This window comes from Escherichia sp. MOD1-EC6475 (genome assembly GCF_003046645.1).
GTDB classification, from domain to species: domain Bacteria; phylum Pseudomonadota; class Gammaproteobacteria; order Enterobacterales; family Enterobacteriaceae; genus Escherichia; species Escherichia ruysiae.
Window position 1 is genome coordinate 121,614 of sequence record NZ_PZKQ01000011.1, and the last position, 21,541, is coordinate 143,154.

General features: G+C 53.1%; 22 protein-coding genes. 9 read left to right on the top strand and 13 right to left on the bottom strand.

All coding sequences use genetic code 11. From position 1 onward, the window contains the following. Window positions 1-37 precede the first annotated feature (37 nt). The 8 genes from tyrR to pspA form a co-directional block, all read right to left on the bottom strand. Window positions 38-1,579 (bottom strand): transcriptional regulator TyrR, encoded by a 1,542-nt coding sequence (gene tyrR, locus A7589_RS02950; RefSeq protein WP_010357009.1) that lies wholly within the window; start codon window positions 1,577-1,579, stop codon window positions 38-40. A 150-nt stretch (window positions 1,580-1,729) separates the two neighbouring features. Beyond that, window positions 1,730-2,788: a YcjF family protein gene (locus A7589_RS02955; protein ID WP_000138701.1), complete on the bottom strand. Its 1,059-nt coding sequence runs from the start codon at window positions 2,786-2,788 to the stop codon at window positions 1,730-1,732. After that, complete coding sequence (locus A7589_RS02960; protein WP_108188721.1) at window positions 2,785-4,182, bottom strand: YcjX family GTP-binding protein; 1,398 nt, start codon at window positions 4,180-4,182, stop codon at window positions 2,785-2,787. Before A7589_RS02960 ends, A7589_RS02955 begins: the two co-directional genes overlap by 4 nt. Before the next feature lie 118 nt (window positions 4,183-4,300). Next, the gene (pspE, locus tag A7589_RS02965; protein ID WP_000473120.1) at window positions 4,301-4,615 is read right to left on the bottom strand and encodes a thiosulfate sulfurtransferase PspE; all 315 of its coding nucleotides are present in this window, start codon (window positions 4,613-4,615) and stop codon (window positions 4,301-4,303) included. A gap of 74 nt (window positions 4,616-4,689) precedes the next feature. After that, window positions 4,690-4,911 (bottom strand): phage shock protein PspD, encoded by a 222-nt coding sequence (gene pspD, locus A7589_RS02970; RefSeq protein WP_001295585.1) that lies wholly within the window; start codon window positions 4,909-4,911, stop codon window positions 4,690-4,692. Window positions 4,912-4,919: 8 nt separating this feature from the next. Next, window positions 4,920-5,279, bottom strand: coding sequence for an envelope stress response membrane protein PspC (gene pspC, locus A7589_RS02975; RefSeq protein WP_000907387.1), 360 nt, complete (start codon window positions 5,277-5,279; stop codon window positions 4,920-4,922). Continuing rightward, window positions 5,279-5,503, bottom strand: coding sequence for an envelope stress response membrane protein PspB (gene pspB / locus A7589_RS02980; RefSeq protein WP_001274965.1), 225 nt, complete (start codon window positions 5,501-5,503; stop codon window positions 5,279-5,281). Before pspB ends, pspC begins: the two co-directional genes overlap by 1 nt. 53 nt (window positions 5,504-5,556) lie before the next feature. Continuing rightward, window positions 5,557-6,225, bottom strand: coding sequence for a phage shock protein PspA (gene pspA, locus A7589_RS02985; RefSeq protein WP_108188722.1), 669 nt, complete (start codon window positions 6,223-6,225; stop codon window positions 5,557-5,559). Window positions 6,226-6,391: 166 nt separating this feature from the next. Here pspA and pspF point away from each other — a divergent pair, with 166 nt between their 5' ends. After that, a complete protein-coding gene (gene pspF / locus A7589_RS02990) occupies window positions 6,392-7,369 on the top strand; it encodes a phage shock protein operon transcriptional activator (protein WP_016158379.1) in 978 nt (325 codons plus the stop codon). A 121-nt stretch (window positions 7,370-7,490) separates the two neighbouring features. On the opposite strand, the gene puuE is transcribed toward pspF, so the two are convergent. From puuE to puuD, 5 genes are all read right to left on the bottom strand, one after another. Further along, complete coding sequence (gene puuE / locus A7589_RS02995; RefSeq protein WP_016158380.1) at window positions 7,491-8,756, bottom strand: 4-aminobutyrate transaminase; 1,266 nt, start codon at window positions 8,754-8,756, stop codon at window positions 7,491-7,493. A gap of 37 nt (window positions 8,757-8,793) precedes the next feature. Then, window positions 8,794-10,074, bottom strand: a complete 1,281-nt coding sequence (puuB, locus tag A7589_RS03000) for a gamma-glutamylputrescine oxidase (RefSeq protein WP_000134879.1) — start codon at window positions 10,072-10,074, stop codon at window positions 8,794-8,796. 1 nt (window position 10,075) lies between these two features. After that, window positions 10,076-11,563, bottom strand: coding sequence for an aldehyde dehydrogenase PuuC (gene puuC / locus A7589_RS03005; RefSeq protein WP_016158381.1), 1,488 nt, complete (start codon window positions 11,561-11,563; stop codon window positions 10,076-10,078). Window positions 11,564-11,712: 149 nt separating this feature from the next. Then, window positions 11,713-12,270 (bottom strand): HTH-type transcriptional regulator PuuR, encoded by a 558-nt coding sequence (gene puuR / locus A7589_RS03010; protein ID WP_001278727.1) that lies wholly within the window; start codon window positions 12,268-12,270, stop codon window positions 11,713-11,715. Window positions 12,271-12,295: 25 nt separating this feature from the next. Continuing rightward, the gene (puuD, locus tag A7589_RS03015) at window positions 12,296-13,060 is read right to left on the bottom strand and encodes a gamma-glutamyl-gamma-aminobutyrate hydrolase (protein ID WP_010357809.1); all 765 of its coding nucleotides are present in this window, start codon (window positions 13,058-13,060) and stop codon (window positions 12,296-12,298) included. A 212-nt stretch (window positions 13,061-13,272) separates the two neighbouring features. Here puuD and puuA point away from each other — a divergent pair, with 212 nt between their 5' ends. The 8 genes from puuA to sapD all read left to right on the top strand — a co-directional run bounded on the left by puuA (window position 13,273) and on the right by sapD (window position 21,541). Beyond that, entirely contained in the window at window positions 13,273-14,691 is a 1,419-nt protein-coding gene (gene puuA / locus A7589_RS03020) for a glutamate-putrescine ligase (RefSeq protein ID WP_000449633.1), read from the top strand. 150 nt (window positions 14,692-14,841) lie between these two features. Beyond that, window positions 14,842-15,006, top strand: a complete 165-nt coding sequence (locus tag A7589_RS22740) for a YmjE family protein (RefSeq protein ID WP_123058196.1) — start codon at window positions 14,842-14,844, stop codon at window positions 15,004-15,006. Then, a complete protein-coding gene (gene puuP / locus A7589_RS03025; protein ID WP_010350589.1) occupies window positions 14,996-16,381 on the top strand; it encodes a putrescine/proton symporter PuuP in 1,386 nt (461 codons plus the stop codon). Before A7589_RS22740 ends, puuP begins: the two co-directional genes overlap by 11 nt. Before the next feature lie 132 nt (window positions 16,382-16,513). Then, the gene (locus A7589_RS03030; RefSeq protein ID WP_016158382.1) at window positions 16,514-16,759 is read left to right on the top strand and encodes a YmjA family protein; all 246 of its coding nucleotides are present in this window, start codon (window positions 16,514-16,516) and stop codon (window positions 16,757-16,759) included. Window positions 16,760-17,066: 307 nt separating this feature from the next. Then, window positions 17,067-18,710, top strand: a complete 1,644-nt coding sequence (gene sapA / locus A7589_RS03040) for an ABC transporter substrate-binding protein SapA (RefSeq protein ID WP_001250189.1) — start codon at window positions 17,067-17,069, stop codon at window positions 18,708-18,710. Next, window positions 18,707-19,672 carry a putrescine export ABC transporter permease SapB gene (gene sapB / locus A7589_RS03045; protein ID WP_000583302.1) on the top strand — a complete coding sequence of 322 codons (966 nt, stop codon included), beginning with the start codon at window positions 18,707-18,709 and terminating at the stop codon, window positions 19,670-19,672. The genes sapA and sapB overlap by 4 nt, the downstream gene beginning before the upstream one ends. Further along, a complete protein-coding gene (sapC, locus tag A7589_RS03050) occupies window positions 19,659-20,549 on the top strand; it encodes a peptide ABC transporter permease SapC (RefSeq protein ID WP_001146145.1) in 891 nt (296 codons plus the stop codon). Before sapB ends, sapC begins: the two co-directional genes overlap by 14 nt. Further along, window positions 20,549-21,541: a peptide ABC transporter ATP-binding protein SapD gene (gene sapD / locus A7589_RS03055; protein WP_001128858.1), complete on the top strand. Its 993-nt coding sequence runs from the start codon at window positions 20,549-20,551 to the stop codon at window positions 21,539-21,541. The genes sapC and sapD overlap by 1 nt, the downstream gene beginning before the upstream one ends.

A 21,541-nucleotide genomic window follows, 5' to 3' on the forward strand; every position in this document is an offset into this window, starting at 1 on the left:
TGCCTGATGGTATTGTGCCATCAGGCATTTTACGTGTTTACTCTTCGCTCTTCTTCTGGCTCAGGCCGTATTCACGCAATTTGTTGGCAATCGCGGTATGTGAAACGCCCAGACGTTTTGCCAGTTTGCGCGTGCTGGGATAATTGCGATAAAGCTGGGTTAACACCGAACGCTCAAATCGACTGGTGATTTCATCCAGCGAACCTTCCATCGCATCTTCACCCACGGCAACGGTTGTCGCGTCATAATCTGGCAGCAAAATGTCTTGTGGACGCAGTTCGTAGCCGTCCAGTTGCGTGAGTGCACGATAGATAGCATTTTTCAACTGCCTCACGTTACCCGGCCAGCCATAACGCGTCAGCACAGTATTCAGATCGGCAGCCAATTTCGGCCGGGGTACTCCCTGCTCGTCAGCAAAGCGGGCGACGAACAATTCGGTTAACGGCATGATATCCTGCGGACAGTCGCGCAGCGGTGGCAGATTTAGCGTCAACACGTTCAGACGATAATAGAGATCTTCCCGAAATACGCCTTTTTGCACCAGCTCAACCAGATTCTTTTGCGTCGCGCAAATCACCCGCACATCGACATGCACTTCGTGATCTTCGCCAACCCGACGGAAAGTGCCGTCATTAAGGAAACGCAGCAATTTAGCCTGCATCCGTGGAGACATCTCACCAATCTCATCCAGCAGCACCGAGCCGCCGTTCGCCTGCTCAAAGAACCCTTTCTTCCCTTCCGGGGCATGTCCAAACAGTTCGCTCTCAACGGCATCTTCCGGTATAGACGCGCAGTTCAGCGCCAGATAAGGTTTACCGGCGCGAGGGCTGGCCTGATGACAGGCATAAGCAAAGAGATCTTTACCTGTACCAGTGTCACCCGTGATCAGCAGTGGCGCGCTTAACATCGCCAGTTTCTGCGCCTGCTCGACAACGTGTTTCATTTTCGGGCTAACGGCGACAATCTGACTAAAGGCGCTGACATCCTGCGCAGCCACATTTTGCAACTGACGCCCCATACGAATCGTTGAGCGCAGCATCACTACCGCACCGGTCAGGACGTGTTGGTCGTGTTCATCCTGCAAATAAACCGGTGTTATCTCCATCAAGAAATTTTGCCCGTTAATCACCACATGTTCGTTATGCGAATCCTGCGGGTCACTCTCCAGCCAGCGTAAAAAATTAAATCCGTTAATCAATTGCGCAGCGGTATGATTGCGTAAACGATCAAGTTTTTGACCAAATAGCTGACAGCTCGCCGGATTCGCCATATCCACTTTGCTTTTCATATCGACAGAAAGCACGGGTTCAGGCAACGCCTCAAGCAATGCGCTCAACGCCAGATGTTCGCGCTCGGAAGGCATCCATGACACAGTGCGCACATCGGTAACACCTGCAATACGGCGAATTTCCGCCATCAGGCTGCTGAAACTGTCAAAATCCAGTTCGGCAAAATTGAGGTAAATCCGCCCGATTGGGTCAATCTCAATACCGCGTAAATCGATGCCTCTTAGAACCAGTAGATCGAGTAATTCGCGGGTCAGACCGAGTCGGTCTTCACAAAAGACTTCCAGACGCATGGGAACCTTCACCTGAGAAAAGAACAATTAATATGATGATATGACACTATTCGAGTGGCAGGAAGATTTCTGTCAACAAAGATTGACACAAAGACGGATTATCGGGCACTTCGGCGTAAAGATATCCGATCAGCACCCGATATTGCGTTATTATTCGCTGGTCGTTTTGCCTTTTTGCAGCGTCTCCTTTACCTGACCGATAAGCTGGCGACGAAAATCCCCCAGGCGAGGTTTGTCATCGTCGATCCACGGCAACGGACGGCAAAGTTCCATAGCTTTTATTCCCAGTCGCGCGGTCAGGAGTCCGGCGCCAATCCCTTGGGCAGCACGTGTCGACAAACGAGCGGCGAGATCTTGTGACATCCAGTCCATCCCCACTTCGCGCACCAGTTCGCTGGCACCGGCAAAAGCGATATTCAGCAATACCAGTTTGAACAGGCGCAAACGGCTGTAATAACCCAATTCAATGCCATAGAGCGTGGCGATACGATTAATCAACCGCAGATTGCGCCAGGCAATAAATGCCATATCCACCAGCGCCAGCGGGCTGACGGCAATCATCAGGGTAGATTCTGCCGCCGAACGGCTGATTTCTCTACGCGCCTGCGCATCCAGCACTGGCTGAACCAGATGTGCGTACAGACTGACGACTTCACGATCGTTCTGCGTTTCATGGATTGAGGCATACCAGCGTTGCAGCGCCGGATGCGACTGATCGATGCCGGCCTGCTGCGCCAGTTTCTCGCAAAATGCGCGCCCCTTACCCGTGCCGTGACTATGCAACAAATCGCGCGCTTCATCGCGTTCGTGCGCACGCTGGCGCAAGCGCCATAAGCGCCGCCACTCTGTTACCACAGAGCCAACGCCAGCCCCGATAATCAATGCACCAGCCGCACAACCGCCCAGCGCCACCCAGTCCTGAGTTTGCCAGGCATTCATCGTCCACTGCACACCCTGACCAACAACGCTCACACCAAACAGCGCCAGCCCGCCTATGACCATTTTGCGCCACAAACTGCGCTTCGGACGCAGCGCCGCATCCATTACCGCTTCGACTTGCCCCTCTTCTTCCGGCGCTTCGTCGAGCGTCGCCGGGGCAAAATTTTGCGCCTGATTTTCATCAAAGGTCTGCTGCGCCTTAAATTTAGGGTTCTGATCGACCTCCAGCGGACCGTCGAAATCAATACGTGGTTTTAACGGTTCGGTCATCGCAATTTATCTCCTATTAAAAATTCCAGCGCGGCATCAAGGCAAATATGCGGCAGTGGTTTATCGACATCCATCACCTGCGGGCGAAACGCTTCAAACTGGAAGCCTTGTTTATCCCAGAACGCCTGACTGGGCAAACGTGCGGGAACTTCACCTGGGTAAACGGTAAGCGGTGCGCCATCGCTCAGTCGATTACCGCGCAGAGCCGGGATTTTCTCACCGTTGACGTCGATGATGCCGCTGGTGGTCGCCTGTACTGAGGCCAGTCCCAGACAATCCATGCTGATCCCTTCAAATGCCGCATTTTGCCAGGCGTCCTGAATTAGTTGTTGCAGTAATGAAACCATATTGGCGTGCTGATCGATGGTCACATGGTCCGCTTTAGTCGCGGCAAACAGCAATTTGTCGATAACTGGCGAGAATAAGCGCCGGAAAAGTGTACGTTGCCCGTAGTGGAAACTTTGCATCAACTGCGTCAGCGCCAGACGCATGTCATTAAACGCCTGCGGCCCACTGTTCAGCGGTTGCAGGCAATCCACCAGCACAATCTGGCGGTCAAAGCGCAGAAAGTGGTTTTTATAGAACCCCTTCACCACTTTCTCGCAGTAATAATTAAACCGCTCGCGCAGCATTCCGGCGTTGGTATGCTTATCGGCCTGTGCCAGTTTAGACTCGCCCCAGGCATCGACATCCGGCCACGGGAAGAATTGCAGCGCGGGCGCGCCTGCCATATCCCCCGGCAGAACAAAGCGGCCTGGCTGGATAAAGTGCAGCCCCTGCTGTTTGCAGTGGTGAAGATAATCGGTCCACGCGGCGGCGATATCAGCAAGACGGTTTTCGTCGGCAGGCGCTAACGGATCAAGCCCTTCGCACATCATCCGCCATTTTGCCGACCACTCGCCGCGCTGACCATTAAGCAGGCCCGTCATCTGCCGTGACCAGCTTAAATAGTCCTGCGCCAGCATTGGCAGATCGAGTAGCCACTCGCCGGGATAATCCACAATCTCCAGATACAGCGTGGAGGTGTCTTTGAAGTGACGCAGTAGCGAATCGTTCGATTTATAACGCAATGCCAGGCGGATTTCACTGACGCCACGCGTTGGCGTCGGCCAGGCGGGAGGGTCGCCGTACAGCTGCGCTACCCCTTCGTCGTAAGTAAAACGCGGAATGCCAAAATCGCGCTGTGGAATACGCTTCACACCCAGCAGGCGCTCTTCACGCACCGCGCTTAACAGCGGCAAGCGTGCTCCTGCATGAATATTGAGCAACTGATTGACCATCGCGGTGATAAACGCCGTTTTGCCGCTGCGGCTAAGTCCGGTTACCGCCAGTCGCAGGTGCCTGTCGACGCCACGATTCACCAGCGCGTTAAGTTCATTTTTGAGTCGCTTCATTGCTGTCCTGTGCCAGAAAGCTGTAGAAAGGATGAGATGCTGGAGATAATAATGTGGGTTAATTTTGATTTATCAAATGAATAAGCGGCGTTATTTACACCGCTCAATACGTAATTTGTTAACCTTTGACCTTCGGCATCGCAATGTCTTTAAGACCACCGGCGTTCTCAACGTGGGTATATCCCATTTCGTTGAGGATCTCTTTTGCCTGCCCGGACTGGCGTCCGGCGTTGCAATACACTTTAACGGTGTCGTTTTTATCCGGAACGGCGGTGGCAATGCGCTCTTTCACTTCCTTCAGGGGAATATTGATGGCCCCCTGAACGTGCTCTTGCTGATACTGTTCTGGAATGCGAACATCGATCCAGTGTTCAGCGGCGAAAACGGGCAGTGAAAACACCAGTGTCAGAGCAAGTAAGCCTTTTTTAAACATGTAAGCGTCCTTCTATGGATGAAAATTGCCATCCATTATACGCCTGAGATTTAACAATTTTTGCGAAACTCCCCTCACCTTTTATAACGCTGTGCCAGTTTATTGGCAGCCCGACTTAACAGCGGTTCCAGCGCCACGGCCAGCAACATTTTCAGTGGTCGGCGAGCAACTGATTTTATCGCCCAGCCAGCTACACCCGCCGGGCCATAGCGCAGCGCGGTAAGAAGTACCAGCTTGCCTGCTAATTTGAAACCAGGCTTCACCTTTTGCCCGGCCTGTTGCCAGCGAGTATTCATAACTTTCCTCACAGTTGACGGAAACGGCTACGTAACGTGAAAGTATCGGAAGTGACATAACGTTCCATCTCGCGTAAACGCGTTTCACTGGCCGCCAGTTCACGGTCGACTTCATCCAGCAATTCGCTGCTGGAAGGTAGCTGCTCACCAAAGGCCATGTTGTCCGGCATTGGATCAAGCGCAAATGACAAAATGATGTAAGCAACCAGGGTAAACAGCGCCAGACCGAAGAAAATCGACAGCACCACCAGGATACGCACCAGTTTTACCGGTACATCAAAATAATTAGCAATCCCCGCGCAGACGCCGCGCACCATGCCCTGTTGTGGAATACGCCATAATTTTTTATTGAGATTAATGCCCGCCATTAGCGATCCCTCCAGTTCGGATGTTCTGCATCAAGAATGGATTCCAGCGCCTGAATACGCTCGCGCATCCGTTTTGCTTCATCAGCCAGTTGCGCTAATCGCTGCTGTTCGCTTTGCGACAATTCACCGCGACTGGAGCGGTTGCTGTAATGCAGCCATAACCAGATAGGTAAAACAAACAGCACAAAAATGGTTAACGGAATAGCCAGGAATAGCGCGCTCATAAGTACTCCTTAAAGAATGAGCGGCGGCGCGTTCAGACGCCGCCTGGGTGTTATTATTGATTATCTTGCTTCATTTTGGCTTTTAATTGTGCCAGTTGCTCGCTGATTGCATCATCGGCTTTCAGTTCGGCAAACTGATCGTCCAGCGATTTTTGTTTGCCGAAGCTGTGGCTTTCTGCTTCCGCTTCCATCTGGTTGATACGACGCTCGAAAGATTCGAAACGCGCCATCGCCTCATCCAGTTTGCCACTGTCCAGTTGACGACGCACGTCACGCGACGAGTTTGCAGCCTGATGACGCAACATCAATGCCTGCTGGCGAGCGCGAGTTTCGCTCAATTTGTTTTCCAGCTCGCCAATCTCTTTCTTCATACGCTCCAGCGTATCGTCCACCAGCGTCACTTCATGTTCCAGGCTCTTAATCAGATCGGTCAGTTTCTGTTTTTCAATTAGTGCCGCACGCGCCAGATCTTCTCTCTCTTTCAGCAGCGCCAGTTCGGCTTTTTCCTGCCACTCAACTTCACGCGCCGACGCTTGTTCAATACGGCGAGTCAGCTGTTTCTTTTCTGCCAGCGCACGCGCCGAGGTAGAACGCACTTCAACTAATGTATCTTCCATTTCCTGGATCATCAGACGCACCAGTTTCTGCGGATCTTCCGCTTTCTCTAACAGAGCGTTGATGTTGGCATTCACGATGTCGGCAAAGCGAGAAAAAATACCCATAATGTTGTCCTCTTGATTTCTTCGTTCAGGATTGTCCTGCTGAACTGTTAATACAATTTGCGTGCCAATTTTTTATCTTTTTGATTTATAAAGATCTGATTGAAGATTCAACAGCAACATGCCAGGATAAATTAGCGAATTACACTAACAAGTGGCGAATTTCATCATGGCAGAATACAAAGATAACTTACTCGGTGAGGCGAACAGCTTTCTTGAAGTGCTGGAACAGGTTTCGCATCTCGCGCCGCTGGACAAACCGGTTTTGATTATTGGCGAGCGCGGCACCGGTAAAGAGCTGATCGCCAGCCGTTTGCATTATCTCTCCTCCCGCTGGCAAGGGCCGTTTATTTCCCTTAACTGCGCGGCGTTAAATGAAAATCTGCTGGATTCCGAGTTGTTCGGGCACGAGGCGGGCGCGTTTACCGGAGCGCAAAAACGCCATCCGGGACGATTTGAACGTGCCGACGGCGGAACGCTGTTTCTTGATGAACTCGCTACGGCACCAATGATGGTGCAGGAAAAATTATTACGCGTAATTGAGTACGGTGAACTGGAACGCGTTGGCGGTAGCCAGCCATTGCAGGTCAATGTGCGGCTGGTATGTGCGACAAATGCCGATCTTCCGGCGATGGTCAATGAAGGTACTTTTCGCGCCGACCTGCTGGACCGCCTGGCTTTCGATGTAGTGCAACTGCCGCCCCTGCGCGAGCGCGAAAGCGACATTATGCTGATGGCAGAACACTTTGCCATTCAGATGTGTCGGGAAATCAAGCTGCCTCTGTTCCCGGGGTTTACCGAGCGCGCCAGAGAAACGTTACTGAGCTATCGCTGGCCGGGAAATATCCGTGAATTGAAAAACGTGGTGGAACGTTCGGTGTATCGCCACGGCAACAGCGATTATCCGCTTGATGAGATCATTATTGATCCCTTTAAACGGCGTCCGCCTGAAGACGCTATCGCCGTTTCAGAAACCACCTCTCTTCCGGCATTGCCGCTGGATTTACGTGAGTTTCAGATGCAGCAGGAAAAAGAGTTGCTGCAACTCAGTTTGCAACAGGGGAAATATAACCAGAAGCGCGCGGCTGAGTTGCTGGGGTTAACCTATCATCAGTTCCGCGCATTGCTTAAAAAGCACCAGATTTAGCGGAGTTGGGCAATGTAGCTTGCCGGATGAGGCGATCAAACCTACAAAATCAAGACGCCGTTTGCAGGCCTGATAAACGCAGCGCATCAGGCATTATTGCGTTGGCCTCCGCTTCTGCGTATTAATCCCTCAGCGCATCCTGCAAAATTTTCATGGCCGCATCGAACTGCGTATCCGGGATGGTCAGCGGATACAAGAAACGAATCACGTTACCGTAGGTGCCGCAGGTCAGCAGTAACAATCCCTGTGCCAGCGCGCGTTGCTGGATTTTCTGCGCAATCGCCGCCGACGGCTCACCCGTTTGCGGGTCGTTAAACTCTGCCGCAATCATTGACCCCAGACCGCGTACCGCAGCAATTGCCGGAACGCTTTCTTTAGCCTCAATCAGCGTTTGCGTCAGGCGCTGACCAAGTTGATTCGCACGGTCGCAAAGGGATTCTTTGTCGATAATGTTGAGCACTGCGTGCGCGGCGGCAACTGCCAGCGGGTTACCGGCATAGGTGCCGCCAAGCCCGCCCGGCGCGGGTGCGTCCATAATGTTGGCATTACCGACCACGCCCGAAAGTGGCATCCCACCCGCGAGGCTTTTCGCCATCGTCATTAAATCGGGCTTGTCAGCATAATGATCCATGGCAAACAGTTTGCCGGTACGCGCGAAACCGCTTTGCACTTCATCGGCAATCATCACGATGCCGTGCTCGTCGCACAGGCGACGAATCGCAGAAACCAACTCTTTTGGCGCCACGTTGAAACCGCCCTCGCCCTGCACCGGTTCGAAAATAATCGCCGCGACTTGTTTCGCTTCGATGTCTGATTTAAACAAGCGTTCGATGGCGTCGAGGGAATCTTGCGTCGAAACGCTATGCAAATCTGACGGATACGGCACGTGATAAACCGAACCGGGGAACGGGCCAAAGCCAATTTTGTACGGTGCGACTTTTCCGGTTAACGCCATGGTCATATACGTGCGACCGTGGAAGCCGCCGCTAAACGCAATCACGCCAGGGCGTCCGGTATGGGCGCGAGCAATTTTCACCGCGTTTTCCACCGCTTCCGCGCCGGTAGTGAAGAACGCGGTTTTGGCCTGCCCGCTCACCGGGGCAAGGGCGTTGATTTTCTCCGCCAGGGTGACGTAGCTTTCATACGGCACAATCTGATACGCCGTGTGGGTAAACTGTTGCAGTTGCTGCTCCACCGCCGCGACCAGATCAGGGTGGCGATGCCCGGTATTCAGCACCGCAATGCCTGCGGCAAAATCGATGTACTCGTTGCCCTCAACATCCTTCAGCGTGGCATTTTCAGCCGACTGGGCGAAGAAGTTACACATCACGCCAACCCCGCGCGGGGTGGCAGAAAGACGACGCTGATGGAATTCATTGTTGCTCATGTTTCACACCTTTTGACTCTTCACTGTTAATCGGAAATTAAACGCCCAGACGATCGCGCAGGCTGTAATAGGCTGCGCCCATCGCGGTAAACGGCACGCGCAGCGTGCGCCCGCCGGGGAACGGGTAATGCGGCAGATTGGCGAACGCGTCGAAACGCTCGGCATCTCCGCGAAGCAGTTCAGCAATTAAACGCCCGGCGAGATGGGTACAGGTCACGCCGTGGCCGCTGTAGCCCTGCATGTAGTAAATGTTTTTATCGAGGCGGCCAAACTGTGGCATACGCGACAGGGTCAGCAGGAAGTTGCCCGTCCAGCGGTAATCAATTTTCACTCCCTGCAACTGCGGGAAGGTTTTCAGCAGTTTCGGCACCACAAGACGCTCGACATCATCCGGGTCGCGCGCACCGTACACCACGCCGCCGCCGTACAACAGGCGGTTATCGGCGGTAAGACGGTAGTAATCAAGCAGATAGTTACAGTCTTCGACACAGTAGTTTTTCGGGATCAGCGAACGGGCTAAATCATCGGAAAGCCGCTCGGTGGTAATTACCTGCGTGCCGCACGGCATACTGCGCTTCGCCAGTTCCGGCTCCACTTTATCGCCCAGATACGCATTCCCGGCGACAATCACATACTTCGCCGTCACCTGGCCTTTAGCAGTGCGCACAACGGCTGGCGTGGTGTGCTGGATCTGCGTCACCGCAGAAAGCTCATACACGCGTCCGCCGTTCAGACGAATTGCGTCCGCTTCGCCAATGGCGAGGTTCAGCGGGTGAATATGCCCACCGCTGTGATCCAGCAGCGCACCGGTGTAGCGATCGCTGGCAACTTCGCGGCGAATGGCACTGGCGTCCAGCAGTTCCAGTTGTTTATTACCGTAGCGTTCCCAGTTCTCTTTCTGCTCTTCGAGCGTGGCGAGCTGTTTATCATTCATCGCCACAAACAGGCCGCCGGGGCGGTAATCGCAGTCAATCTGATAACGTTTGATACGTTCGCGGATGATCTCTCCGCCTTCGAACATCATGCTGCCGAGCATACGGGCGGTGTCCATGCCGTAGCTTTTTTCAATAACGTCGATGTCACGGCTGTAGGAGTTCACAAGCTGGCCGCCGTTGCGCCCGCTGGCGCCAAAGCCGATGCGTGAGGCTTCGAGTACCACCACGTCAAAGCCCGCTTCCGCCAGATGCAGCGCAGAGGAAAGCCCGGTGTAGCCGCCGCCAACCACGCAAACATCACATGTGATTGACTCATTCAGCGTGTCGAAAGGCGCATATTTATTCGCACTGGCGGCGTAATAACTGCTGGTATGTTCGGTCATTTCAGGCCTCCAGGCTTATCCAGATGGTTTTCAGTTCGGTGAATTTTTCAAGGGCGTGCAGGGATTTGTCGCGACCGTTGCCGCTCTGCTTATAACCGCCAAACGGTACGGTCATATCGCCATCGTTGTAGTTGTTGACGAAGACGGAACCAGCTTTCAAACGGCGGCTCATGCGGTGCGCGCGGGAGAGATCGCGCGTCCATACCGCCGCACCGAGGCCGTACTGGCTGTCGTTGGCAAGCTGTAGCGCCTGATCTTCTGATGTGAAACGGGTGACCACCAGCACAGGGCCGAAAATCTCTTCGCGACTTAAGGACGCATTCGGATCCACATCCACAAAGATGGTCGGGCCGATGGCCGCAGCCAGTTCAGCGTTGCGGCCATCCAGCAGCAGTTGCCCTTTGCCTTCGCCTTCACGGATAAAGGTGTGTACCGAGTCGGCGTGAGCGCAGTCGATTAACGTGCCCATCGAGGTTGCAGGATCAAGTGGATGCCCTGGCTGCCAGTTTTGCGCCTGCTGTTTTAACAGGGCTAAGAATTCATCGGCGATACTCTCTTCCAGCAATAAACGGGTTCCGGCGATGCACACCTGGCCCTGGTTGTAGAAGATGCCTGCGGCGGTGGCGCTTGCAGCCTGTTGCAAATCCGGGCAGTCGGCGAAAACGATGTTGGCGCTTTTACCACCTGCTTCCAGCCAGACGCGTTTCATGTTGCTGTCGCCTGCGTCTTTCAGCAGCTGTTTCCCGGTGCGGGTTGAACCAGTAAAGGCGATGGCATCGATATCGTTATGACGCGACAGCGCCTGCCCGGCTTCATGACCAAAACCAGTTACCACGTTCAACACACCATCCGGCAGACCGGCTTCTTTCGCCAGCCCGGCAAGGCGAATCGCACTGAGCGGCGATTTTTCGGACGGTTTCAGGACAACGCTGTTCCCCGCCGCCAGCGCCGGGCCGAGTTTCCAGCAGGTCAGCAGCAGCGGGAAGTTCCACGGTACAATGGCGGCAATTACGCCGACCGGTTCGCGCACAATCATCGCCAGCTCATGGCAACTGGTGGTAGCGACTTCGCCGTAAACTTTATCGATAGCTTCGGCGTACCAGCGAATGGCGCGCGCAGCGCCGGGAATATCATCACGCAGGCTGTGACGAATCGGTTTACCGGTGTCGAGGGTTTCCAGCAGCGCCAGTTCTTCCGCGTTGGCTTCCATTAAATCGGCGAGTTTATTCAGTACCACTTTGCGTTTAGCCGGAGAAGAGAGCGACCAGTCGCCGCGTTCAAATACGTTGCGTGCCGCGCTCACCGCGCGGTCAATATCGGCGCTTTTACCGCGCGCAATATTCGCCAGCGGTGCCTGGGTGACCGGATCAATAGTTTCAAAGGTTTCGTTTTCCGCCGCAGCGGTATATTCACCGTTAATAAATAAGCGGGTTTCAATGGCGAGACTTAACGCTTTATCCTGCCAGTAAGCCAGATGATGAAAATTCATTATGACTCCTGTTTCACGTCTATCAGATATATGCAGTTTGTGAACGTCAGTGCGCAGAGATCCCCGGGCGATGAGCCCGTTTATTTCCGGCGACATTCCTTATGGATTGCCGGGCGCATTGCGCTTACCCGGCTTACAGAACAAAAAGATTAAAACGTGGTGGGGGTATGGGCGCTGATAATCCGGCAAATACCTGCCGACGTATTGCTGAAACTGTGCGGGATGCCGGTATTAATGGCATAACTTTGCCCCGCGACGAGGTGATAATCCTGTCCATTAATGGTCAGAACAATTTCACCTTCCAGTACAGTGCCTATTTCCTCACCCTGATGCTTAATTCTTTCCCCAGTGGTTGTGCCCGGCTGGTACGTTTCAAAGATCATCGCCAACGTGCGATTCGGGTTACCGTTATGCACCAGCTTCATTGACACACCCTGACTACCCATTTCAATTAAGTCGTCCTGATTAATGACGACCTGCGGCTCATCAGGTTTCTCCGGCTCGGAAAAGAATTCCGAGAGTGACAGTCCATACACCTTCAGCAGCTTTTGCAGCGTACTGATGGCAGGGCTGACTTTATCCTGTTCTATCGTACTGATAGCACTGTGAGTCAGCCCGGAGAGTTCGGCGGCACGACGTTGTGAAAGCCCCTGCTGCTGGCGGATTTCCGACAAGCGTTTTCCTGGCGCCAGTCCCTCATCACTCATATTTGCATTTCCTTAACTGTAGTGGTCAGAGTCGCTGTTTTTCAGCGATATGGTTCTGACAAGCGGTGATAAAGCCCTCGAACAATATACGCGAAAGCGCATACTCGCTACTGTTCCATTCCGGGTGCCACTGTACGCCCAGCGCGAAAGGATGATTGATGACGCTAACCGCCTCAACTAAGCCATCCGGCGAGCGAGCTTCCACACGTAACCGTGGGCTAACAACCTTCGCCCCTTGTCCATGCAGAGAGTTTACCCAAAAGTTGCTACATTCAGGTAACAGCGCAGACAGTAATCCCCCCTCTTCAACCTGAACCTCGTGTGACGGTGCATATTGCTGCTCCACCGGCAGTTCGGGATCTTCACGATGTTCCAGTAGCTCAGTCTGTTCGCACAACTTGCGATGCAACGAACCACCTGTTGCCACCACCATTTCCTGTAAACCCCGGCAGATGGCGAAAATGGGGATGCGCCTTTCGAGTGCGGCGTTAATTAACGCCATGCTCAGAAGATCACGCCCGGGATCGGCGTCAGGCTCATCGCCGTTTTCACCATATAGGTGCGGCTGCACATTGCTGGGGCTACCAGGAAGATAAATACCGTCAAGTTTCGGCAGAAGTTGTTCAAGTAATGACGGCTCCGCCAGCGCATGGGGCAGCGCAATCGGCAAACCACCTGCGTGAATGATGGCATTCAGGTACTTTTCTTGCAGAGTCTGGGTCTCATGACCCTTAAGCCTGTTCCTGCACATTACGACACCGATAACAGGATTGTTCATTATATTTTCCATGCTCAATCTCACAAAGTGGACTAAATTATCGCCATTACTGCGGTTTAAATGACCTTTCTGTTCAATATTTTTTCAATCTAGCAGTGAGTTTTCTTTTTTGCAAACTAAATTTAACATTTGACAAACATTTAGTTTGCATACAGATTCGAAGAGTGGTCATTATATTTTACGCTCTGATAACGAGTGGAAAACAAAACCAAAGGCGAAGAATCATGGAAACCAATATCGTTGAAGTAGAGAACTTTGTTCAGCAGTCAGAAGAGAGGCGGGGTAGCGCCTTTACGCAGGAAGTGAAACGCTACCTGGAACGCTACCCTAATACGCAATATGTTGATGTTTTACTTACCGATCTTAATGGCTGTTTTCGTGGAAAACGCGTCCCCTTCTCCAGCCTGAAAAAACTGGAGAAAGGATGCTACTTCCCGGCTTCGGTGTTTGCGATGGATATTCTGGGCAATGTGGTAGAAGAAGCTGGGCTAGGACAAGAAATGGGCGAACCCGATCGTACCTGTGTCCCCATTCTCGGTTCTTTGACCCCTTCCGCTGCCGATCCTGAGTTTATTGGTCAAATGCTTCTGACCATGGTCGATGAAGATGGCGCTCCCTTTGACGTTGAGCCGAGGAATGTACTCAACCGCCTGTGGCAGCAGCTACGCCAGCGCGGATTGTTCCCGGTCGTAGCGGTAGAGCTGGAGTTCTATTTACTGGATCGCCAGCGCGACGCCGAAGGGTATCTGCAACCGCCCTGCGCGCCAGGCACCGATGACCGCAATACCCAAAGCCAGGTCTACTCTGTCGATAACCTCAACCACTTCGCCGATGTGCTCAATGATATTGATGAACTGGCGCAATTACAGTTGATTCCGGCAGATGGTGCGGTCGCCGAGGCTTCGCCAGGTCAGTTTGAAATCAACCTCTACCATACCGATAACGTGCTGGAAGCCTGCGATGATGCATTAGCCCTTAAACGCCTGGTGCGCTTGATGGCGGAAAAGCATAAGATGCACGCCACTTTTATGGCGAAGCCGTATGAAGAGCACGCGGGCAGCGGGATGCATATCCATATCAGTATGCAAAATAATCGTGGCGAGAACGTGCTGTCTGACGCGGAAGGCGAAGATTCGCCGCTGCTGAAAAAGATGCTCGCCGGGATGATCGACCTGATGCCGTCATCAATGGCATTGCTGGCGCCGAACGTAAACTCATATCGCCGCTTCCAGCCAGGCATGTATGTGCCGACGCAGGCATCGTGGGGTCATAACAACCGTACCGTTGCCCTGCGAATTCCGTGCGGCGATCGTCATAACCACCGCGTGGAGTATCGCGTGGCGGGTGCCGATGCCAACCCGTATCTGGTGATGGCGGCGATTTTCGCCGGTATTCTGCACGGTCTTGATAACGAGCTGCCGTTACAGGAAGAAGTCGAAGGCAACGGTCTGGAACAGGAAGGCTTACCCTTCCCGATTCGCCAGAGCGATGCCCTAGGTGAGTTTATCGAGAATGATCACCTGCGCCACTATTTAGGCGAACGTTTCTGTCATGTGTATCACGCCTGTAAAAATGATGAGCTGTTGCAGTTTGAGCGCCTCATCACAGAAACAGAAATTGAGTGGATGTTGAAAAACGCGTAGTGCCCCCTTGCGGGGGTTGTCTCATCGGCCTGAGCGGAGCCAGGCCTGACATTTGCTGGTAATCCAGACATTTCCCGGATGTCGCGTTATGGAGCGCAGGCGGCAACGGGCTTCCGTTAACGATTAAGACTGTGACGAGGAAATGAGATGATGCCGATGATGAAATTCCCGCATGGCGAGGGAGGCTGCGTATGCGCTCCCCCTGCGACTGACCGGACTCCGCCCCCTTTGCTTCCCCTGCTAAACAGGTTTGATTTCAGGTCGACGCGACCGCAAACCCGATTGCGCAGTGGAGGCAGCGATTATGGCTATTAATTCATCGCTGGACATTACTACACAACCGGGCAAAACCCGCCTGCGAAAATCACTGAAATTGTGGCAGGTGGTGATGATGGGTCTGGCCTATCTCACACCGATGACCGTGTTCGATACTTTTGGCATTGTATCTGGCATTAGCGACGGTCACGTTCCGGCATCCTACCTGCTGGCGCTGGCAGGCGTGCTGTTTACCGCGATCAGCTACGGCAAACTGGTTCGCCAGTTCCCGGAAGCTGGCTCGGCCTATACCTACGCGCAAAAGTCGATTAACCCGCACGTCGGCTTTATGGTCGGCTGGTCATCGCTGCTGGATTATCTCTTTTTGCCGATGATCAACGTCTTGTTGGCGAAAATCTATCTCTCCGCCCTCTTCCCGGAAGTGCCGCCGTGGGTGTGGGTGGTAACCTTCGTCGCCATTTTAACCGCCGCGAATCTGAAGAGCGTCAACCTGGTCGCCAACTTCAATACCCTGTTTGTACTGGTACAAATCTCCATCATGGTGGTATTCATCTTCCTGGTGGTTCAGGGGCTACATAAAGGTGAAGGCGTCGGCACCGTCTGGTCGCTACAACCGTTTATTAGCGAGAACGCGCATCTGATTCCGATTATTACCGGGGCGACGATAGTCTGCTTCTCGTTCCTCGGTTTTGATGCAGTGACTACGCTTTCGGAAGAGACGCCAGACGCCGCACGCGTGATCCCGAAAGCCATCTTCCTGACGGCGGTATACGGCGGCGTTATCTTTATCGCTGCGTCGTTCTTTATGCAACTGTTCTTCCCGGATATCAGCCGCTTTAAAGACCCGGATGCCGCACTGCCGGAGATTGCACTGTACGTCGGCGGCAAGCTGTTCCAGTCGATTTTCCTTTGCACCACGTTTGTGAACACGTTAGCGTCTGGCCTCGCGTCGCACGCCAGCGTCTCGCGTCTGCTGTATGTGATGGGCCGCGACAATGTGTTCCCGGAACGCGTGTTTGGCTATGTGCACCCGAAATGGCGCACGCCTGCGTTGAACGTCATTATGGTAGGAATTGTGGCACTGTCGGCGCTGTTCTTTGATTTAGTCACCGCCACGGCGTTGATTAATTTCGGCGCACTGGTGGCGTTTACCTTCGTTAATTTGTCTGTGTTTAATCACTTCTGGCGACGCAAAGGGATGAATAAAAGCTGGAAGGAACACTTCCACTATTTATTAATGCCGCTGGTTGGCGCTCTAACGGTGGGCGTGTTGTGGGTTAACCTTGAGTCGACCTCATTGACGCTCGGTCTGGTGTGGGCCTCGTTAGGCGGCGCATATTTGTGGTATCTGATCCGCCGTTATCGCAAAGTGCCGCTGTACGAGGGCGACAGAACGCCGGTGAGCGAAACGTAATACGTAGGATGCGCGGCGCATTGTCCTGCCGGGGGCAATGCGCCGCGCCATTATCTATAAAAAGATGTATGACCCGGATCACGAGTGCTATCATCCGCCCTTATGCTTAACGCATTAACCCCAGGGCAAAAAATGAACCACGATATCCCACTGAAATATTTTGATATTGCCGATGAGTACGCGACTGAATGCGCAGAACCTGTCGCAGAAACTGAACGCACGCCACTGGCTCACTACTTCCAGTTACTGCTCACCCGGTTGATGAATAATGAAGAGATCAGCGAAGCAGCCCAGCATGAAATGGCCGCTGAAGCGGGGATTAATCCCGCACGCATTGATGAGATCGCAGAGTTTTTGAATCAATGGGGTAATGAGTAATCATTTAATTGCGGATGCCCGGTCAGTATCGCAGACCGGATAAGGCGTTCATGCCGCATCCGGCTAAAAATGACATGAACCCAGCTTTAATGGGTTTCTCACGATCGCGCCACGCTGTTCCTCGCTAAGTAGTTCTGTGAGTTATAGTTATAGAGAAATCACGGGTACGAATGTTGAACAGATGGCGACGCCACATGTGCAACAACCAACCATACTGCCCTCATTGCGACCCCTGAACACAAACGGTAATGGCAAATGTCATTAAATATTAGTAAGATAGCCTCTTTACATAAAATCCCTTAATATTATGCGCCAGGTATTATCGTCTCTTTTGGTGATTGCTGGACTTGTGAGTGGTCAGGCAATCGCCGCGCCTGAACCCACCCCGCACGCTGATATCCGCGACAGCGGTTTTGTCTATTGCGTCAGCGGGCAGGTCAACACCTTTAACCCATCCAAAGCGAGCAGTGGGTTAATTGTCGATACCCTTGCCGCCCAGTTTTATGATCGACTACTGGATGTCGATCCCTATACTTATCGTCTGATGCCGGAACTTGCCGAAAGCTGGGAAGTGCTCGACAACGGCGCAACCTATCGCTTCCACCTGCGTCACGATGTTCCGTTTCAAAAAACCGACTGGTTTACGCCTACTCGCAAAATGAATGCTGATGATGTGGTGTTTACCTTCCAGCGAATTTTTGACCGTAACAACCCGTGGCATAACGTCAACGGTAGCAACTTCCCCTATTTCGACAGCCTGCAATTTGCTGATAACGTGAAAAGCGTCCGCAAGCTGGATAATCACACCGTTGAGTTCCGTCTCGCCCAGCCGGATGCTTCCTTTTTATGGCACCTGGCGACCCATTATGCGTCGGTAATGTCTGCCGAATATGCGCAGAAATTAGAAAAAGAAGATCGTCAGGAACAACTCGACCGCCAACCCGTAGGCACCGGACCGTATAAACTGTCGGAAAATCGCACGGGACAATATATTCGCTTACAACGGCATGATGAGTTCTGGCGAGGCAAACCGTTGATGCCACAGGTGGTGGTGGATTTAGGTTCTGGTGGCACCGGACGTCTGTCGAAACTCTTGACCGGTGAATGTGACGTTCTGGCCTGGCCTGCTGCCAGCCAACTGTCTATTTTGCGCGACGACCCGCGTTTGCGTTTAACGCTGCGTCCGGGGATGAACGTCGCCTATCTGGCGTTTAACACTGCCAAACCACCGCTGAATAATCCGGCAGTACGTCATGCGCTGGCACTGGCGATTAATAACCAGCGCCTGATGCAATCTATCTATTACGGTACGGCTGAAACGGCAGCCTCTATTTTACCGCGCGCCTCGTGGGCTTATGACAACGAGTCTAAAATTACCGAATACAATCCGGCGAAATCACGCGAACAGTTGAAGGCGTTGGGGCTGGAAAATTTAACGCTGAAACTGTGGGTGCCAACACGCTCGCAAGCGTGGAACCCCAGTCCGCTGAAAACTGCCGAACTGATTCAGGCGGATATGGCGCAGGTCGGCGTGAAAGTGGTGATTGTGCCGGTAGAAGGTCGTTTTCAGGAGGCGCGGTTGATGGATATGAGCCATGATCTGACGTTATCCGGCTGGGCGACGGACAGTAACGACCCGGACAGTTTCTTCCGCCCGTTACTGAGCTGCGCGGCAATTCATTCGCAGACCAACCTTGCCCACTGGTGCGATCCGAAATTCGACAGCGTGTTGCGTAAGGCGCTCTCCTCGCAGCAACTGGCGGCGCGTATTGAAGCCTATGACGAAGCGCAAAGTATTCTGGCGCAGGAGTTACCCATTCTACCGCTGGCCTCATCACTACGCTTGCAGGCCTATCGGTACGATATCAAAGGGTTGGTTCTTAGCCCATTTGGTAACGCCTCCTTCGCTGGTGTGTACCGCGAAAAGCAAAATGAGGTGAAAAAACCATGATTATCTTCACCTTACGCCGCGTTTTATTATTGATCGTGACCTTGTTCCTGCTGACTTTTGTTGGCTTCAGTTTGAGCTATTTCACGCCACATGCGCCGTTACAAGGCGCTTCACTGGGGAATGCCTGGGTATTTTGGTTTAACGGCCTGATTCACTGGGATTTTGGTGTTTCCAGCATTAACGGTCAGCCGATAGCCGAACAGTTAAAAGAGGTCTTTCCGGCGACGATTGAGCTATGCATTCTCGCTTTCGGTTTTGCGTTGATTGTCGGCATCCCGGTGGGCATGATTGCCGGAATTACGCGCCATAAGTGGCAAGATAACTTGATCAATGCCATCGCGTTGCTGGGCTTTTCAATCCCGGTTTTCTGGCTGGCGCTTCTGTTGACGCTGTTTTGTTCGCTGACGCTGGGCTGGCTGCCCGTTTCAGGGCGTTTCGATTTGCTCTATGAAGTGAAACCTGTTACCGGCTTTGCGTTGATTGATGCCTGGCTTTCGGACTCTCCGTGGCGGGATGAAATGATCATGAGCGCAATACGCCATATGGTATTGCCGGTCATCACCCTGTCGGTTGCGCCAACAACTGAAGTGATCCGATTGATGCGTATCAGCACCATCGAAGTCTATGACCAGAATTATGTGAAAGCAGCGGCGACTCGTGGTTTGTCACGCTTTACTATTTTGCGTCGCCATGTGCTGCATAACGCGTTACCCCCTGTCATCCCTCGTCTGGGTTTGCAGTTTTCCACCATGCTGACGCTGGCGATGATCACCGAAATGGTCTTTAGCTGGCCTGGTTTGGGGCGCTGGTTAATTAACGCCATTCGCCAACAAGATTACGCAGCGATTTCCGCCGGTGTGATGGTGTGTGGTTCGCTGGTCATTATTGTTAATGTGATTTCTGATATTTTGGGTGCTATGGCTAACCCTCTGAAACATAAGGAATGGTATGCCTTACGATAGCGTATACAGCGAGAAGCGCCCGCCGGGCACGCTACGTACCGCCTGGCGCAAATTCTATGGTGACGCCGCTGCAATGGTCGGCCTGTACGGCTGCGCGGGGCTGGCTGTACTGTGTATTTTTGGCGGCTGGTTTGCGCCTTACGGCATTGACCAGCAGTTTCTCGGTTATCAATTGTTGCCACCGTCATGGTCTCGCTATGGCGAAGTCTCTTTCTTCCTGGGGACTGACGACCTCGGACGCGACGTTTTAAGCCGTTTATTGAGCGGCGCGGCGCCTACCGTTGGCGGCGCATTTGTGGTGACACTTGCTGCTACCATCTGCGGTCTGGTGCTCGGCACCTTCGCCGGCGCGACGCATGGTCTACGGTCAGCGGTGCTTAATCATATTCTGGATACCTTACTGGCGATCCCGTCCCTGCTGCTGGCAATTATCGTTGTGGCGTTTGCCGGGCCGAGTTTGTCGCACGCGATGTTTGCCGTCTGGCTGGCACTACTGCCGCGTATGGTGCGTTCGGTCTACAGCATGGTGCATGATGAGCTGGAAAAAGAGTACGTTATCGCTGCTCGCCTGGATGGTGCAACGACGCTGAATATTCTCTGGTTTGCCGTGCTGCCAAACATCACCGCAGGGCTGGTCACGGAGATCACCCGCGCACTGTCGATGGCAATTCTTGATATCGCCGCACTGGGCTTTCTTGATCTCGGCGCGCAACTCCCCTCACCTGAATGGGGAGCGATGCTCGGCGATGCGCTGGAACTGATTTATGTCGCCCCGTGGACCGTCATGCTGCCTGGTGCTGCAATTATGATCAGCGTGTTGTTGGTTAACCTCCTTGGTGATGGTGTGCGTCGTGCAATTATTGCGGGGGTGGAATAATGCCGTTACTGGATATTCGTAACCTGACCATTGAATTTAAAACTGGTGATGAGTGGGTTAAAGCCGTTGACCGCGTGAGTATGACCTTAACCGAGGGCGAAATCCGTGGCCTTGTTGGTGAATCCGGCTCCGGCAAAAGTTTGATTGCGAAAGCGATTTGTGGCGTCAATAAAGATAACTGGCGTGTTACCGCTGACCGTATGCGTTTTGATGACATCGATCTGCTGCGCCTCTCCGCGCGCGAACGGCGCAAGCTGGTTGGGCACAACGTGTCGATGATTTTTCAGGAACCGCAATCGTGTCTAGACCCTTCTGAACGTGTGGGGCGTCAGTTAATGCAAAACATCCCGGCCTGGACCTATAAAGGCCGTTGGTGGCAGCGATTTGGCTGGCGCAAACGCCGTGCCATTGAGCTGCTGCACCGCGTGGGGATTAAAGATCACAAAGATGCGATGCGCAGTTTTCCGTATGAGTTGACCGAAGGTGAATGCCAGAAAGTGATGATTGCCATCGCGCTGGCGAATCAACCACGTCTGCTGATAGCTGACGAACCAACAAACTCGATGGAGCCAACCACCCAGGCGCAAATATTTCGCCTGCTGACGCGTTTGAATCAAAACAGCAATACCACTATTTTGCTTATTAGTCATGACTTACAAATGCTTAGTCAATGGGCGGACAAAATCAACGTGCTTTACTGCGGACAAACCGTGGAAACAGCGCCGAGTAAGGAGCTGGTGACGATGCCGCATCATCCTTATACCCAGGCGCTGATCCGCGCGATACCAGATTTCGGCAGCGCAATGCCGCATAAAAGTCGCCTCAATACGCTGCCTGGTGCAATCCCGCTTCTGGAACAATTGCCCATAGGTTGTCGTCTGGGGCCACGTTGCCCGTATGCACAACGAGAATGTATAGTGACGCCGCGCCTGACGGGCGCGAAAAATCATCTCTATGCCTGTCATTTCCCGCTGAACATGGAGAAAGAGTGA